The organism is Bacillus sp. ISL-46, assembly GCF_018613205.1.
Map to the genome: position 1 here is coordinate 135,697 of NZ_JAGGQR010000027.1, position 15,645 is coordinate 151,341.

Annotated in this window: 16 protein-coding genes; 10 read left to right on the plus strand and 6 right to left on the minus strand. The window is 37.0% G+C overall.

What is annotated here, in order from left to right:
• Window positions 1-15: 15 nt before the first annotated feature.
• Window positions 16-1,683: a ribonuclease J1 gene (gene rnjA / locus J7E67_RS15720; protein WP_214732317.1), complete on the minus strand. Its 1,668-nt coding sequence runs from the start codon at window positions 1,681-1,683 to the stop codon at window positions 16-18.
• Window positions 1,684-1,689: 6 nt separating this feature from the next.
• Complete coding sequence (locus J7E67_RS15725) at window positions 1,690-1,899, minus strand: DNA-dependent RNA polymerase subunit epsilon (protein ID WP_088086236.1); 210 nt, start codon at window positions 1,897-1,899, stop codon at window positions 1,690-1,692.
• Between the two features lie 522 nt (window positions 1,900-2,421).
• On the opposite strand from J7E67_RS15725, the gene J7E67_RS15730 reads away from it, so the two are divergent.
• Complete coding sequence (locus tag J7E67_RS15730; protein WP_214732318.1) at window positions 2,422-3,192, plus strand: Cof-type HAD-IIB family hydrolase; 771 nt, start codon at window positions 2,422-2,424, stop codon at window positions 3,190-3,192.
• Between the two features lie 73 nt (window positions 3,193-3,265).
• On the opposite strand, the gene def is transcribed toward J7E67_RS15730, so the two are convergent.
• Window positions 3,266-3,820 (minus strand): peptide deformylase, encoded by a 555-nt coding sequence (def, locus tag J7E67_RS15735; RefSeq protein ID WP_214714656.1) that lies wholly within the window; start codon window positions 3,818-3,820, stop codon window positions 3,266-3,268.
• Between the two features lie 182 nt (window positions 3,821-4,002).
• Here def and J7E67_RS15740 point away from each other — a divergent pair, with 182 nt between their 5' ends.
• The 5 genes from J7E67_RS15740 to lpdA all read left to right on the plus strand — a co-directional run bounded on the left by J7E67_RS15740 (window position 4,003) and on the right by lpdA (window position 10,091).
• The gene (locus J7E67_RS15740) at window positions 4,003-4,665 is read left to right on the plus strand and encodes a YkyA family protein (RefSeq protein ID WP_308161417.1); all 663 of its coding nucleotides are present in this window, start codon (window positions 4,003-4,005) and stop codon (window positions 4,663-4,665) included.
• A gap of 499 nt (window positions 4,666-5,164) precedes the next feature.
• Entirely contained in the window at window positions 5,165-6,280 is a 1,116-nt protein-coding gene (pdhA, locus tag J7E67_RS15745) for a pyruvate dehydrogenase (acetyl-transferring) E1 component subunit alpha (protein ID WP_214714652.1), read from the plus strand.
• A 3-nt stretch (window positions 6,281-6,283) separates the two neighbouring features.
• On the plus strand, window positions 6,284-7,261 hold the full coding sequence (locus tag J7E67_RS15750; RefSeq protein WP_214714650.1) for an alpha-ketoacid dehydrogenase subunit beta: 978 nt from the start codon (window positions 6,284-6,286) through the stop codon (window positions 7,259-7,261).
• Between the two features lie 78 nt (window positions 7,262-7,339).
• Complete coding sequence (locus J7E67_RS15755) at window positions 7,340-8,671, plus strand: dihydrolipoamide acetyltransferase family protein (protein WP_214732320.1); 1,332 nt, start codon at window positions 7,340-7,342, stop codon at window positions 8,669-8,671.
• Window positions 8,672-8,675: 4 nt separating this feature from the next.
• Window positions 8,676-10,091 (plus strand): dihydrolipoyl dehydrogenase, encoded by a 1,416-nt coding sequence (gene lpdA / locus J7E67_RS15760; protein WP_214714646.1) that lies wholly within the window; start codon window positions 8,676-8,678, stop codon window positions 10,089-10,091.
• A 460-nt stretch (window positions 10,092-10,551) separates the two neighbouring features.
• Here the strand turns inward: lpdA and J7E67_RS15765 are convergent, their stop codons facing one another.
• The gene (locus J7E67_RS15765) at window positions 10,552-10,986 is read right to left on the minus strand and encodes a DUF1885 family protein (RefSeq protein ID WP_214714643.1); all 435 of its coding nucleotides are present in this window, start codon (window positions 10,984-10,986) and stop codon (window positions 10,552-10,554) included.
• Window positions 10,987-11,152: 166 nt separating this feature from the next.
• On the opposite strand from J7E67_RS15765, the gene J7E67_RS15770 reads away from it, so the two are divergent.
• The gene (locus J7E67_RS15770) at window positions 11,153-11,452 is read left to right on the plus strand and encodes a DUF3055 domain-containing protein (protein WP_214714642.1); all 300 of its coding nucleotides are present in this window, start codon (window positions 11,153-11,155) and stop codon (window positions 11,450-11,452) included.
• 267 nt (window positions 11,453-11,719) lie between these two features.
• Window positions 11,720-11,842 (plus strand): GapA-binding peptide SR1P, encoded by a 123-nt coding sequence (locus J7E67_RS15775; protein WP_026566313.1) that lies wholly within the window; start codon window positions 11,720-11,722, stop codon window positions 11,840-11,842.
• A gap of 57 nt (window positions 11,843-11,899) precedes the next feature.
• On the opposite strand, the gene J7E67_RS15780 is transcribed toward J7E67_RS15775, so the two are convergent.
• Window positions 11,900-13,372 carry an aminotransferase class I/II-fold pyridoxal phosphate-dependent enzyme gene (locus tag J7E67_RS15780; RefSeq protein ID WP_214715907.1) on the minus strand — a complete coding sequence of 491 codons (1,473 nt, stop codon included), beginning with the start codon at window positions 13,370-13,372 and terminating at the stop codon, window positions 11,900-11,902.
• Between the two features lie 201 nt (window positions 13,373-13,573).
• Between J7E67_RS15780 and J7E67_RS15785 the strand changes: the two genes are divergently transcribed.
• Together J7E67_RS15785 and J7E67_RS15790 are read left to right on the plus strand one after the other, a co-directional pair.
• Window positions 13,574-14,533 (plus strand): NAD(P)H-dependent flavin oxidoreductase, encoded by a 960-nt coding sequence (locus J7E67_RS15785; protein ID WP_214715909.1) that lies wholly within the window; start codon window positions 13,574-13,576, stop codon window positions 14,531-14,533.
• 42 nt (window positions 14,534-14,575) lie between these two features.
• Window positions 14,576-14,848, plus strand: coding sequence for a UPF0223 family protein (locus J7E67_RS15790; RefSeq protein ID WP_098933074.1), 273 nt, complete (start codon window positions 14,576-14,578; stop codon window positions 14,846-14,848).
• 41 nt (window positions 14,849-14,889) lie between these two features.
• Here the strand turns inward: J7E67_RS15790 and J7E67_RS15795 are convergent, their stop codons facing one another.
• A complete protein-coding gene (locus J7E67_RS15795; protein WP_214732321.1) occupies window positions 14,890-15,522 on the minus strand; it encodes a YktB family protein in 633 nt (210 codons plus the stop codon).
• Between the last annotated feature and the right edge of the window lie 123 nt (window positions 15,523-15,645).

Sequence of the window (15,645 nt, forward strand, 5' to 3'; positions counted from 1 at the left end):
CCGCTTTTCTTATTCTTACACTTCCATAATGATTGGTAAAATCATTGGTCTGCGCTTTGTTTTTTCGTATAGGAAAGGCGCTAATGTATCTGTAATTTCATTTTTAATTTCAGACCATTGGCTTGTCTTTCTTTCCATCACTCTATTTAAGTGCTTGGTGATTAGATTTTGAGCATCGTTAATTAAATCACCGGATTCTCTCATATAAACAAATCCTCGAGAAATGAGGTCAGGTCCTGAAGCAATTTTAAATTCCTTCATATTAATACTTACGACCACAACAACTAATCCTTCCTCAGAAAGAATTCTACGGTCACGTAAGACAATATTTCCAATATCGCCTACACCACTGCCGTCGATATAAACAGAACCAGATGGAATCTTTCCAGCAACCTGAGCAGTATCCTCAGAAAGAGCTAACACTTCACCATTGTCCATAATAAAACAATTTTCTTCTTGTACTCCGCAATCAACCGCGATCTTAGCGTGCATTCGTTGCATTCGATATTCACCGTGGATTGGCATAAAGAACTTTGGTCGAATTAAACGCAGCATTAGTTTTTGTTCTTCCTGTCCACCATGACCAGAAGTATGAATATTACTTAGTTTACCGTGAATAACTTCCGCGCCAGCTCTATAGAGCATATTAATCGTTCGACTCACACTAATTGTGTTCCCTGGAATAGGTGAGGATGAAAATACCACAGTGTCACCAGGAATGATTTGAATTTGTCTGTGTGTGCCATTAGCAATTCTTGAAAGAGCAGCCATTGCTTCGCCCTGACTTCCGGTACAAAGGATCGTAACTTTATCAGCGGGAAGACGGTTTATTTGATTCGCTTCAATAAAAGTCTCTTTAGGTGCATTAATATACCCTAATTCAAGTCCGATATTGATAGCTGCTTCCATGCTTCGGCCAAAAACCGCTACTTTTCTTCCGTATACTACTGCTGCTTCTACCACTTGCTGCAATCTATGGATATTAGATGCAAAGGTAGCAAAAATGATACGACCGTCCACTTTACGGAAAATATCATTGATGCTGTCGCCTACCCGACGTTCTGACATGGTGAATTCAGGTATTTCACTATTTGTACTATCTGATAGTAAACATAAAACGCCTTCTTTACCTATTTCAGCCATTTTGGTTAGATTGGCAGGTTCACCTACAGGGGTAAAATCAAATTTAAAATCTCCAGTATGGACAATTTGACCAGGCGGAGTTTTAACTACAATCCCATAAGAATCAGGAATACTGTGGGTGGTGCGGAAAAAAGTAACCGATGTTTTGCGGAATTTGATGATATCGTCTTCTTTAATGTCTATCAACTTAGCATTTCTTAATAAGCCGTGTTCCTCTAGTTTATTTTTAATTAATCCAAGAGCGAGTTTCCCACCATAAATTGGAATATTAATCTCGCGTAATAAATAGGGAATACCGCCAATGTGATCTTCATGTCCGTGTGTAACAAATAATCCTTTTATTTTATCTTGATTTTTAACCAAATAGGTATAATCAGGAATTACGTAATCAATACCTAATAGCTCATCCTCAGGAAATTTGATTCCGGCATCAATTAATATTATTTCATCCTGAAACTGAACCGCATACGTGTTTTTGCCAATTTCGCCTAAACCACCCAGGGCAAAAACCGCAGTTTGATCATTCTTAACAAATTTCATAAATTATCATTTCTCCAATACTTTATAGTCTTCATTTTGAAGTTCATATTTTAAATGAGCTCCCTTAACTTCTTGAACAAATTCAACATTAAACCCACGGTCGGCTATTTTTGAGCGGACATCTCTTACCGATTCTCCTTCAATAAATAGGGTTTTTGTATTCTCTCTGACTGGTACTTCTTTGATGTTTTCCTGATAATATACTTTAAATATCATTACAATTTCGCTCCTAACTGAATCATAACTTTTTCTATTATATAAAACATTTTCATCTTTTTCATTTATTTTCTTTGGAAACCATTAGACTTATATGAAAAGTATGTAAAAAAGAATCGTTGTTTTTACAATTTACAATAACGAAGGAGCCCTTCGCAAGTTTGAAGGGCCCTAAAAAAATTTAGGCAATGGATTTCTTTCGCAGTAATTCTTTCCACTGTTTTAAAAGCTTCTTCCTTAGCTTCTTTAACATAGTGGATCATCTCCTTACCTCTTATTTTATACAATCCTTGTCCAATGTAAAGTAAGCGATGGCAGATTATTGAAGTTTTTTTAAAATAAGAGTATTTTTACTATATTATATGATGAAATTGCTGATTCAATCATGGTTAAACATGGAATTACATTGACAAATTATAAATTGACTTTTTTTAATATAAAGTTTAGTGTTTTAAAGAATAAAGAACTGTGGGGGGATATTTTCACAGTTTAGAGGATTCGACAAAAAGGAGTACATATTAAATGAAGAAAATTGTATTTTTTGACATAGACGGCACATTGCTCGATCATGAAAAAAACCTACCCGAAAGCACGATAAAAGCCATCAATTTACTTAAGAAGAATGATGTATTTGTCGCAATTGCCACTGGCAGAGCTCCGTTTATGTTTGAAGGCCTGCGGAATGTACTTGGAATTGACTCCTATGTGAGCTTTAACGGTCAATTTGTAGTTTTTGAGAATGAAGTTATATATGAGAACCCTTTGAATGAAAATGAGCTAAATAAATTATTTAACCATACTAAGTCAAACAATCATCCATTAGTGTTTATGAACGAAAAAACAATGAAGGCAAGTGTTAAGCATCATCCATTTGTTGAAAAAAGCATGGGGAGCCTAAATTTCCCTCATCCAGAGGAAGATGACTCTTTTTATGTCAATCGAAAAATGTATCAAAGCCTCCTTTTTTGTGAAAATAAAGATGAATGTTTATATTTCTCTGACTATCCCCAATTTGATTTTATCAGATGGCATCCATATTCTGTCGATGTTTTACCAAAGGGTGGTTCAAAAGCAGAAGGAATAAAACAAATGATCAAACGTTTGGGGTTTGAGTTGAAGGATGTTTATGCATTCGGAGATGGTTTAAATGATTTAGAAATGTTGAAGGCGGTTGGAACAGGCGTTGCCATGGGGAATGGTGTCCCTGAAGCCAAAGAACTTGCAGATCTTATTACAAGCGATGTTTCCGAAGATGGTATCTGGAATGGGTTAAAAGAACTACAGTTAATATAAATTGAGAACCGACCCGAGGAAGGGCCGGTTCTTTATATATCTGTAGCCCAAAATCAATGCAGCTCCTGTTTGATTACCTTTCGATGGCTATGGCTCCTTGGATTGGTTTTAATGGGTCTTCATGATTGATATAATCATAAAACATAACACCATTTAAATGATCGATTTCGTGTTGAAAGCAAATAGATGCAAGCCCCTTTAACCGTAGTTTCACTTCTTCACCGTTAAGATTCGTTCCCTTTACAGTAATTCTTGCATGTCTTGGGACGTACCCGGGAATGGACTTATCAACGGAAAGACACCCTTCACCTGCTTGTAAATAGGACTTCTCAACAGAATGGCTGATAATTTTGGGATTAAATAATGCATAACTATAAAGAGTACCTGTGTCATCAGTAAGATGCACGGCTATCATCCGTTTTAGAACATTTATTTGCGGGGCAGCCAAACCTATTCCAGGGCGTAAACCAAATTGTACCGACTTTTCAGGATTTTGGCTATTAATTACATATTCTAATAAGCTAAATAATATTTGTTTATCCTCTTCTGATGGCGGCATGGATACTTCTGCAGCCACTTTTCTAAGGGAAGGATGACCATCTCGAATGATATCTTCCATCGTAATCATGATTCCACTCACTCCTGTGCTTTAACTAAAATTATTAATAATAAATAGTCTATCAGACAATTGATAAAAAGTTAATATTTGATTCAAGTAACTGTTTTACAACCTTTTTTATGGGATATTGTATTGTCAAACAAACCAGGTGTCGATATAGTAGGAATTGGAATAGGCAGGAGGTTTATAATGTGTCATTAAAAGAAAAGTATTGTTTGATTTTATGTTTATCCGTTTTGATTGTTATTTTTGCTGGGTGTTCGAAAGAAAAGTCTCCAGTCGAAAAAATGTATGATGTGTTAGAAAAAGTCGTTTCAGCCGAAAAAGAATTTGAGGAACAACAGAATCCCCTTGTTACACTTGAAAAAAAAGAAAAAGAAATTTATGACCAGATTATCAAATTTGGCATGAAAGAATATGCTCAAATCGTAAAACTTTCAGATGAAGCAATATTATTAGCTGATGATAGAAAAGCGCTGATGGAGAAAGAAACGAACAGCATTAAAGAATCCCAGAAAGAATTCATAAAGGCCAGGGATATTAAGGATAAATTAGAAGATCGCGATTTAACGAAATTAGCTAATGAACTATATGAGATAATGATGGAAAGATATAAAGCTCATGAAGCGTTATACCTAGAGTATAATGAAGCACTGAAAAATGATAAAGAATTGTATGAAATGTTTAAAAATAAAAATCTTCCACTTGAAGACCTTGAAGCACAGGTAAATAAGTTAAATGAAACGTATAAAAGAGTTTATAATGCCAATGAAAAATTTAATATGTTAACAGAACAGTACAATGAAAAAAAAATGTCATTTTATAAGCAGGCAGGGCTTAAATCAAGTAATTAAATATTATTTCATCAAAATAATCGGCTGAATAGGCCGATTTTTTGTATATTATAACAATTAATTAAATGAGGAATTGTATATAACAGATGTAGAAATAAAGTAATACAGAAGAAAAAATGTTTATATTATTTAGCAACATGAACGTGGTGAAAAATATTGAAAATTAGTATTTGACGTGCAAAAACTAATGATGTAAACTTAAAAAGTGTTAATTAATTGTATCAATGATGTTACATAAAATAGTGGTACAGAATAAGATGATGGTAAGGGGAAAGGTATTTTGTTTTAACTTTTCGATTACGTGAAAAACTATTTGAAAGTATGTTTCATGTACTATGCTTACCAAAATCGAGTGTAATATCAAGAGTTTATCCAAATGATAAAGAAAAATGGATGACATTGTCCATCTGTCTTTTATTCTTAAGTTTTTGGGTATTCTAACTTAGTGGATAATATTTAAAAAAATTAAGTTTTGAATAGAAAGGAAGAGGTGACCTAAATGGTTTCTAAAACACAGAACGCCAAGCTTGATGCGAAGAAAACACTAGAAGTTGTAGAAGAACAATTTCAAACACTTCAAATCCTTAATGAAGTTGGTGAAGTCGTAAACGAGGCTGCGATGCCAGACCTAACAGATGAACAGCTTCAGGAATTAATGCGCCGGATGGTTTATACACGAATTCTTGACCAGCGCTCTATCTCTTTAAATCGCCAAGGAAGATTAGGATTCTACGCTCCAACTGCAGGACAAGAGGCATCTCAATTAGCTTCACAGTTTGCATTAGAAAAAGAAGATTTTATCTTACCTGGATATCGTGATGTTCCACAAATTATCTGGCATGGCTTACCTTTATACCAAGCCTTCTTATGGTCCAGAGGTCATTTTGAAGGTGGACAAATTCCTGATGGCGTTAATATTGCTATCCCGCAAATCATTATCGGTGCACAGTATGTTCAGACTGCTGGTGTAGCACTCGGTATGAAGAAGCGTGGGGTAAAAGCAGTTGCAATTACGTATACAGGTGACGGTGGTACATCTCAAGGGGATTTCTATGAAGGAATGAATTTTGCAGGAGCGTATAAAGCTCCAGCCATCTTTATTGCTCAAAATAACCGTTTTGCAATCTCAACTCCTGTTGACAAGCAAACGGCTGCCAAAACTCTGGCTCAAAAAGCTGTTGCTGCAGGTATTCCTGGTATTCAAGTTGACGGTATGGATCCTTTAGCAGTATATGCTGCTACTCGTGATGCACGTGAGCGTGCAATTAACGGTGAAGGTCCAACATTCATTGAAACATTAACTTACAGATATGGCCCTCATACCATGGCTGGTGATGATCCAACACGTTATCGTACAGCAGACCTTGACAATGAATGGGAAAAGAAAGATCCATTAGTACGTTTCCGTAAATTCCTTGAAAACAAAGGTCTATGGACAGAAGAAAAAGAAAATGAAGTAATTGAACAAGCGAAAGAAGACATTAAAGAAGCAATTAAAAAAGCTGATGCAGCGCCTAAACAAAAGGTTACTGATTTAATGTCAATTATGTATGAAGAAATGCCGCAAAACTTAAAAGAGCAATATGAAATATATAAAGAAAAGGAGTCGAAGTAAGCCATGGCTCAAATGACGATGATTCAAGCAATTACAGATGCATTGCGTGTGGAATTAAGCAATGATCCGAATGTATTGGTTTTCGGTGAAGACGTTGGTGTAAACGGTGGTGTTTTCCGTGCAACTGAAGGGTTGCAAAATGAATTTGGCGAAGATCGTGTTTTTGACACACCACTTGCTGAATCCGGAATCGGTGGATTAGCGATTGGTCTTAGTTTACAAGGCTTTCGTCCTGTTCCAGAAATTCAATTCTTTGGTTTCGTTTATGAGGTAATGGATTCAATTTCTGGTCAGGCAGCTCGTCTTCGTTATCGTACCGGAGGCAAATTTAATGCTCCAGTAACATTTCGTTCGCCATTTGGAGGCGGCGTACATACACCTGATATGCACGCAGACAGTTTAGAAGGACTGATGGCACAACAGCCGGGCCTAAAGGTTGTTATTCCATCAACTCCATATGATGCTAAAGGACTTCTCATTTCATCAATCCGTGATAATGACCCAGTTATCTTCCTTGAGCATATGAAGTTATACCGTTCGTTCCGTCAAGAAGTTCCAGAAGGGGAATATACAATTCCACTAGGAAAAGCCGAAGTAAAACGTGAAGGAACAGATATAACAATCGTTACTTATGGAGCAATGGTTCACGAGTCATTAAAAGCCGCAGAGGAACTAGAAAAAGAAGGTCATTCTGCTGAAGTTATTGACTTAAGAACAGTAAGTCCTATCGATATTGAAACGATTATTGCTTCTGTTGAAAAAACAGGTCGTGCGATCGTTGTTCAAGAAGCTCAAAAACAAGCAGGAATTGCTGCAAACGTTGTTGCTGAAATTAACGACCGGGCAATTTTAAGCTTAGAAGCCCCTGTATTGCGCGTGGCTGCACCTGATACCATTTTTGCATTCCCGCAAGCGGAAGCTGCATGGCTGCCTAATTATAAAGATGTAATGGAAACAGCTAAAAAAGTTTTAAATTTTTAATTAATTACGTAATTGACCGCTCTAATTACTATAATTTCGATGCTCAAAAATACATGTAATTTAGGAGGATGAATCCTAGTGTCATTTCAATTTAAAATGCCTGACATCGGTGAAGGTATTCATGAAGGCGAAATTGTTAAATGGTTTGTAAAGCCAGGCGACAAAATTCAAGAAGATGATGTACTTTGCGAGATTCAAAATGATAAAGCAGTGGTAGAAATTCCGTCCCCAGTTGAAGGGACAGTTCTTGAAGTATTAGTAGGAGAAGGAACTGTCGCAACTGTTGGACAGGTTTTAGTCACCTTTGATGCCCCAGGGTACGAGAACCTTCAATTTAAAGGCGATGAACATGCTGATGAACCGAAACAAGAAGAAAAAGCAGCAGTAACAACTCCAGCACCTGAGGTTAAACAAGATGCAGCACCTCAACCAGCAGCAGTTGCTACGGCACCGCAAGTAGAAGTAGATCCAAATCGCCGGATTGTTGCTATGCCATCTGTTCGTAAATATGCGCGTGAAAAAGGGATTAATATTAAGTTAATACCTGGTACCGGAAATAATGGCCGGGTCTTGAAAGGTGATATCGACGCCTTTGTAAGCGGTGAAGCAGCACCTGCACCACAAGCTGCGACAAATGTAGCTGTAGAAGTTGAAACAGCTAAAGTGGAGGCACCGCAATCAACAGCCGTGGCTATTCCACAAGGTGAATATCCAGAAACTCGCGAAAAAATGAGTGGGATCAGGAAGGCAATTGCTAAAGCAATGGTTAATTCCAAACACACTGCTCCTCACGTTACATTAATGGATGAAATCGATGTAACTAAACTTGTTACACACCGGAAGAAATTTAAAGAAGTGGCAGCCGCTAAAGGAATTAAGCTTACCTTCTTACCATACATCGTTAAAGCATTAACAAGTGCATTACGCGAATTCCCAGCTTTAAATACTTCACTTGATGATGCTACTAGTGAAATCATTCATAAACATTATTATAATATTGGAATTGCAGCAGACACAGAAAAAGGATTGCTAGTTCCAGTAGTAAAAGATGCAGACCGTAAGTCAGTATTCTCAATTTCAAATGAAATTAATGAATTAGCTGTAAAAGCCCGTGACGGCAAACTTGCACCTAACGAAATGAAGGGCGCATCTTGTACAATTTCAAACATCGGTTCAGCTGGCGGGCAATGGTTTACACCAGTTATTAACCATCCTGAAGTAGCAATTTTGGGCGTTGGCCGGATTGCAGAAAAACCAATCGTTAGAAACGGTGAAATTGTTGCTGCACCGGTTTTAGCACTTTCATTAAGTTTTGACCACCGCATGATTGACGGTGCAACAGCACAAAATGCATTAAATCATATTAAACGTTTATTGAACGATCCAGAACTATTGTTAATGGAGGCGTAATAAAATGGTCGTTGGAGATTTCCCAATTGAAACAGATACTATAGTCATCGGAGCAGGCCCAGGGGGATATGTTGCAGCTATTCGTGCAGCGCAGTTGGGACAAAAAGTGACAATTGTTGAAAAAGAATATGTTGGCGGCGTTTGTTTAAATGTAGGATGTATCCCTTCTAAAGCATTAATTTCAGCTGGTCACCGCTATGAAACAGCGATGCATTCTGAAACCTTCGGGATTACTGCTGAAAATGTAAAAGTGGATTTCACAAAAGTTCAAGAGTTTAAATCAGGAATTGTAAATAAATTAACTGGCGGCGTTGAGGGATTATTAAAAGGAAACAAAGTAAACATTGTCCGTGGTGAAGCATATTTTGTCGATGCCAATACGCTGCGTGTAATGGATGAAAATTCAGCGCAAACTTATACCTTTAAAAATGCTATTATTGCTACTGGATCCCGTCCGATTGAGTTGCCTGCCTTTAAATATTCAAAACGTGTTTTGAATTCTACTGGGGCACTTAACTTAAATGAAATCCCTGAAAAAATCGTCGTTATTGGCGGCGGAGTAATCGGGATTGAGCTTGGCGGTGCATACGCAAACTTTGGCAGTCAGGTTACCATTTTAGAAGGTGCAGAAGAAATATTAGGTCTTGGTGTTTTTGATAAGCAAATGGCTGCTCTCGTAAAACGAAGCATGAAGAAAAAAGGTGCAGAGTTCTTTACAAAGGCGTTTGCCAAGGGCGTTGAAGAAACTGAAAATGGTGTGGTAGTAACGTTCGAAACAAAAGGCGAGGAAAAGAAAATCGAAGCTGATTACGTTTTTGTAATGGTCGGACGACGTCCTAACACAGATGAAATGGGCTTAGAACAAGTTGGTGTTAAATTAACTGAGCGTGGACTAATTGAAATCGATAAACAATGTCGCACAAATCTTAGCAATATTTATGCTATTGGTGATGTTGTTGCTGGCCCTCAATTGGCACATAAAGCTTCATATGAAGCTAAAATTGCCGCTGAGGCAATTGCTGGTCACACGTCTGAAATTGATTACTTAGGTATTCCTGCTGTTGTCTTCTCTGATCCTGAATTAGCTTCAGTTGGATATACAGAAGACCAAGCAAAAGAAGAAGGAATTGTTGTAAATGCGGCCAAATTCCCATTTGCAGCTAATGGTCGTGCATTATCACTCGACAGTGGTGATGGATTCATGAAATTAATTACTCGTAAAGAGGATGGACTTGTCATCGGGGCGCAGATTGCCGGAACAAATGCATCAGATATGATTGCAGAATTGGGACTTGCGATTGAAGCTGGAATGTCTGCTGAAGATCTTGCCATGACTATTCATGCTCATCCAACACTTGGAGAAATCACAATGGAAGCGGCGGAAGTTGCCTTAGGAAGCCCAATCCACATTATGAAATAATTCATAAATATATAGTCCTTTTCGTTAACTAACGGAAAGGACTTTTACTATTTTTACCGAATTGTATTTATACAAAGATAAAAGAAAAAAATCCCTGTCAACTTAAAAACAAAATATATCTCTCGCTTTTAGAACATATACTTAAGAACGAGCATTCTAAGAAGAAGTGAATGTATTAAGAGTGGTGATAAATATGAGGGTCTATATTGTTGTGATACTGCAATTTATCATTTGGAGCGGATATACATTTATTGAATGGTTATCAAAGCATGACCAGCTAATTTATAAAGTCATTATGTTTTTTGTGTTCTTTTATTTAGCATTTTTAATAGGAAACCAGGTCACAAAATCAGTGCGTAAAACGCTTTTTATCACTACTTTAAGCCTTGTTATATATACTTCGATTCACTATACCATGGAATTATTTATTCACTAAAAAAAGCCCCAAAAGGAGCTTTTTTTATTTACGAGGATAATAATACATGATTCTCTCATTAAAAAGGTGGAGTTCCCCTTGCAGCTTTTTCGCAAGGTATTTACAAAATTCATTCGCTTTTCCCTTATCTCCATACGTAGATTGTTCGGGTAATGTCACTTGTATGTATGTTTGTTCTAGTTCTTGTCCTTCTTCATTTCGAATAGTTTCCTGGTCTACACCTAATAAAATGGCATAGTAGCGGTCATCGTTAGAGTGTAAATAGAACCATTTTCCGTCCGCTTCTGATGTTTCTTTAATTACATAGGGAAAAGCTGACTCTCCATATTGCCAACCTATTTGATTACCAGTTTTTGTAGTGTTATTTTTATACTCATGAAATAATTCTTTAACTTCTTCAATTGTTACTGTTTGTTTAGTAGATGAAGGCACTAGCTTAATATATGCATTAACAGCCATCATCATTCCCCCCTATTAGTCCATTATATATGCCTCTCTATTCTAGCATTTAATAAAATCTTATGACAACTATAGCTTTAAATAAAAGTAGAAGTTTCCTTGTTTCTTTAGGAAAAATGAATTATAATAATATTCTAAAACATTCTTAGAAAAAAGGAGGAGCCTCATGGAATTATTTGATAAGCTCTATGATGAACATGAAAATGTGAAGGTAAGGTTTATTGGATTTACAACGGAACATACCCGTTATGATTTCGGCATAATTTACACCAACATGTTTTTCGGCAAACCTCTAGTTGTCTGCATGCAGACTGGCCGTTCCACTCTCCTCGACCCAAAAGACATCGAAGATATTGATTACCTTCAAACCGTATTCCGTATCCCTGATCAACAGCAAGCAGCAGATTTAGCTGAGTTTTTCAGCGAAACACTACCAACTATCCCGTTTGAGACTCAGTACGAATAATTTATCAAGAGAAGGCCCTATAGGGTCTTTTTTTTTTATTATTTTTTGGCTGTGATAAAGGTCATTCTTAATTTTGTAGCTATGTTGATTGGAGCGGAAAGCGAAGCGCCTGGAGCGGAATCAACAGCTAAGTATAAATGAGCTAAATTTTTAAATGTGACATACAATTTAGGCTTGATATTTCTAATGTGATATATTATTATTACATTAATGATATATAAATACTTCGTTTTGTGATTATTCAATAATGAAAAGGGGGTTGTACAAATGGGTACTTTAGTATGTCAAACTTGTAACTCTACTATTGATCATTTTGAAGATGAAAAAGTAACGGTGCTTTATTCTAAAGGCAATTGTTGCGAGGATCATCATACAGAGGAAGATTTATAATAACTAAACATAAATTAAAACAGGATTCCGATATCGGAATCCTGTATTTTTGTTGTTTTATTTTATTGCCTTGTACTCTTTAATGACAAGAATTGACTTAATTTCATCATCTTCTGGACCTTGTACAGGTAAACCTGCCTCAAGGTTTTTTCGAATGTAATGGAGGTTTTCCTTAGTAATAATCTCACCAGGAATAAAAATTGGGATACCGGGTGGGTATACCATAATAAATTCTGCAATAATTCTTCCTTCAGATTCTTCAAAAGGAATAACTTCTGTTTCAGAATAAAACGCATCTCTTGGTGTTAAGGCAAGTACAGGAATTTCAGGAAGAAGAACTTCAACAGGTTCAATTCTTTCGGTGCGATGTTCACACTCGTCTGCCAAATCTTTTAAGGCATTAATTAACAAGTCGGCTTCCACTTCTGTGTCTCCAAGCGTGATGATACAAAGAATGTTATAAAGATCAGAAAGTTCCACTTCAATATTGTGTTTTTCTCTTAACCATTTTTCAACATCGTATCCAGTTAATCCTAGTTCTTTAACTGAAATGATAAGCTTGGTTGGATCATAATCAAAGGTAGCTTCTGACCCTAGAATTTCCTCACCGATACAATGCAGATTTTCAATCTCATTAATTCTTTTCCGCATGGATTGCGCTAAATTGATGGTTTTATCGATCAAATCCCTTCCTTTCGTAGCCAATTGCTTCCGAGCGACATCAAGTGATGCAAGTAATAAATACGAAGTGGAGGTAGTAGTAAGCATGCTTAGAATTGACTGAACATGTTTTGCGGAAACAAGTCCTTCTTTCACATTTAGAATCGAGCTTTGGGTCATCGATCCACCTAGTTTGTGGACACTAGTAGCCGCCATATCTGCACCGGCTTGCATAGCTGAAAGTGGAAGGTCATCATGGAAATGAATATGAACACCATGGGCTTCGTCAACAAGAACAGGAATATGATAGGAATGAGAAATTTCAACAATCTTTTTTAAATCTCCGGAGATGCCAAAATATGTTGGGTTGATTACTAAAACAGCTTTGGCGTCTGGATGTTGCTCTAGAGCCCTTCCTACTGCATCGGGTGTTATTCCGTGAGAAATTCCTAATTCCTTATCAATCTCAGGCTGGATAAATACAGGGATGGCACCAGAAAAGACAATAGCAGACATAATTGACTTATGAACATTTCTTGGAACGATAATTTTATCATCTGGACCACAAACAGCCATAATCATGGCAATGATTGCTCCGCTTGTCCCTTGTACTGAAAAAAATGTTCGATCAGCTCCGAAGGCTTCGGCTGCTAAATCCTGAGCCTGCTTAATGATTCCTTTTGGCTGATGAAGGTCATCTAGTGGACCAATATTAATTAGGTCAATAGACAGGGCGTTATCACCGATAAAGTTTCGAAACTCAGGGTCAATCCCAGCTCCTTTTTTATGACCAGGAATATGAAATTGAATTGGGTTCTTTTTCGCATGTGCTAATAAACCGCTAAATAGCGGTGTTTGATTTTGAGACAATTTTTAACCACACCTCTTTATAAAAAATACTCTAATTATGTCATTCAAAAACATAAAAACAAAGGAATTATAGCACTAATACCTTTCAATGCAAAGAAATAAATGTTTTTACTTATTAGGTTTACGATAGTTTCCCAATTAGAAAGGAAAATTACCCTAAAGAGGCGAAATAACAAATAGAAAGTTTTTGGAGGGGTTAAATTGGAATGGAAAACACGTGTTACTGAATTATTAAATATACGATTTCCTATTGTTCAAGGGGGTCTAGCTTATTTAGCCTATTCTGAATTGGCCGCAGCGGTATCTAATGCCGGAGGTCTTGGTCAAATCACAGCTATGTCTTTAGGTGAACCTGAACAGCTTAGAGCAGAAATACGAAAGGTGAAGCAATTGACGAAAAATCCCTTTGGGGTTAATTTTGCGATTGGACAGCATGGGAGGCCATTTGCTGATTTCCTCCAAGTGGCTATTGATGAAAAGGTACCGGTTGTTTCAATGACAGGAGGGAATCCTGCCCCCATATTTGAACAATTAAAAGGCACAGAGATTAAAACGCTTGTCCTTGTAGCGGCAAGAAGACAGGCTGTCAAAGCAGAAGAACTCGGTGCAGATGCAGTAATGGTCGTCGGTCAAGAAGGGGGAGGCCACCTAGGACGAGATGATGTCGGCACGCTTGTTTTAGTTCCTCAAGTGGTAGATGCCGTTTCTATACCTGTTATTGCATCAGGTGGAATAGGAGATGGCAGAGGGCTCATGGCAGCCCTTAGCTTAGGTGCTGAAGGGATTGAAATGGGTACGAGATTTATTGCGACTAAGGAATGTGTTCATGCAAACGAGATATATAAGAAGACTTTAGTGGAAGGAAATGAATCTGGAACGGTTGTCATCAAGAGAACTCTAGGAACTCCCGCCAGGGCACTTGCTAACAGCTGGACAGAAAAAATTCTTGAGTTAGAAAAAAACAATGAAGGTTATGATCAGTTAAAAGATTTCATTAGTGGAATGGCTAACCAACGCTACATTTATGATGGTGTCCCTGATGAAGGCTTTGCATGGGCAGGACAAGTGATGGGATTAATTAAAGATGTCCCTTCGGTTCATGAGTTATTCGATCGAATGATGAAAGATGCTGAACAAATTCGTGCAAAGTGGGGAAATTAAATGTATGATTCATTTTAGTTAAAATAGTTAGTAGGTGAAAGAATGGAATACCAATATCCCATTGATTATCATTGGAGCACAGATGAAATTGTTGATGTAATTGCATTTTTTGAAACCATTGAGAAGGCGTATGAAAACGGAATTGAACGTGATGCGGTAATGAAGGCGTATCGTCGATTTAAAGAAATTGTCCCAAGCAAGGCGGAAGAAAAAACTATTTGTGGCGAATTTGAAGAAATGAGTGGTTATTCGTCCTATCGGACCATAAAAAAAGCAAAAGAGGCTTCATCTGGGGATAAAATTAAAATGAAATAAGAAGAAGCTCCCGAACTATTTGGTCTGGGAGCTTCTTCTTATTACTTTTTATTAAGAGAGATTTTATAGAGTGTGGCTACTTTATTAAAAACGTCCTCAATTTGTTGAATTAGCCCATCTGAACCTAATTGGACGACTTGTTCCCTGTTGATTGTATAGCCGCATAACAATTCTGCTTTCTTTACGTTTTGCAGCCGATCAAACAGCGAATGAAGATCATCCTTTGTTAGTTGACGGTGTTCAATTGTTTCTGGTTTTGTATGATCAATAGACCAAACAAAATCTTTTGGTGTATCTTTGAAAATTTTAGTGATTTTTTTTGAGAACCTTGCAGCAATCTTATCTTTTTGGGGTGCTTCATAAATAACGGCAAACCATATAAATAAATGGGTATTCCACAAGCCAATTTGAAAATGCGGAAGCATTTTATAACCTCGAGGACTATTTGAAAATGCGACCCAAGTATCCTTTGGTGGATTAATAGTGCGCCTTGCATGTTTGGCGACATGAACAAACATTTCATCATCTGTTAATACAGATATTGAAGGGGCAAAGTATTCTCCCAAATCTTCTAATTTTGGACGAATTGTTTCTTTAAGAGCTGCCATTCTAGCCTCTAAACCATCTATTAAAAAAACATCAAAATCCTCATTTGTAAATCCCTTAAAGCTCATAAACTAAACCTCCAACAAAACAATTGTACTTAATTGTAGCATACCACTTACCAGACGAGTAGTGAGATGCTTTCTAGGTTAAAGCACATATTTGTTGCAACATATCTCCCTGACTCATATTAT

Coding starts and splice junctions, on each gene's coding strand:
- J7E67_RS15750 (WP_214714650.1), top strand. CDS start 6,284: ATGGCTCAAATGACGATGATTCAAGCAATTACAGATGCATTGCGTGTG.
- pdhA (WP_214714652.1), top strand. CDS start 5,165: ATGGTTTCTAAAACACAGAACGCCAAGCTTGATGCGAAGAAAACACTA.
- def (WP_214714656.1), bottom strand. CDS start 3,820: ATGATTACGATGGAAGATATCATTCGAGATGGTCATCCTTCCCTTAGA.
- J7E67_RS15795 (WP_214732321.1), bottom strand. CDS start 15,522: ATGAGCTTTAAGGGATTTACAAATGAGGATTTTGATGTTTTTTTAATA.
- J7E67_RS15725 (WP_088086236.1), bottom strand. CDS start 1,899: ATGATATTTAAAGTATATTATCAGGAAAACATCAAAGAAGTACCAGTC.
- lpdA (WP_214714646.1), top strand. CDS start 8,676: ATGGTCGTTGGAGATTTCCCAATTGAAACAGATACTATAGTCATCGGA.
- J7E67_RS15790 (WP_098933074.1), top strand. CDS start 14,576: ATGGAATACCAATATCCCATTGATTATCATTGGAGCACAGATGAAATT.
- J7E67_RS15730 (WP_214732318.1), top strand. CDS start 2,422: ATGAAGAAAATTGTATTTTTTGACATAGACGGCACATTGCTCGATCAT.
- J7E67_RS15770 (WP_214714642.1), top strand. CDS start 11,153: ATGGAATTATTTGATAAGCTCTATGATGAACATGAAAATGTGAAGGTA.
- J7E67_RS15775 (WP_026566313.1), top strand. CDS start 11,720: ATGGGTACTTTAGTATGTCAAACTTGTAACTCTACTATTGATCATTTT.
- rnjA (WP_214732317.1), bottom strand. CDS start 1,683: ATGAAATTTGTTAAGAATGATCAAACTGCGGTTTTTGCCCTGGGTGGT.
- J7E67_RS15765 (WP_214714643.1), bottom strand. CDS start 10,986: ATGGCTGTTAATGCATATATTAAGCTAGTGCCTTCATCTACTAAACAA.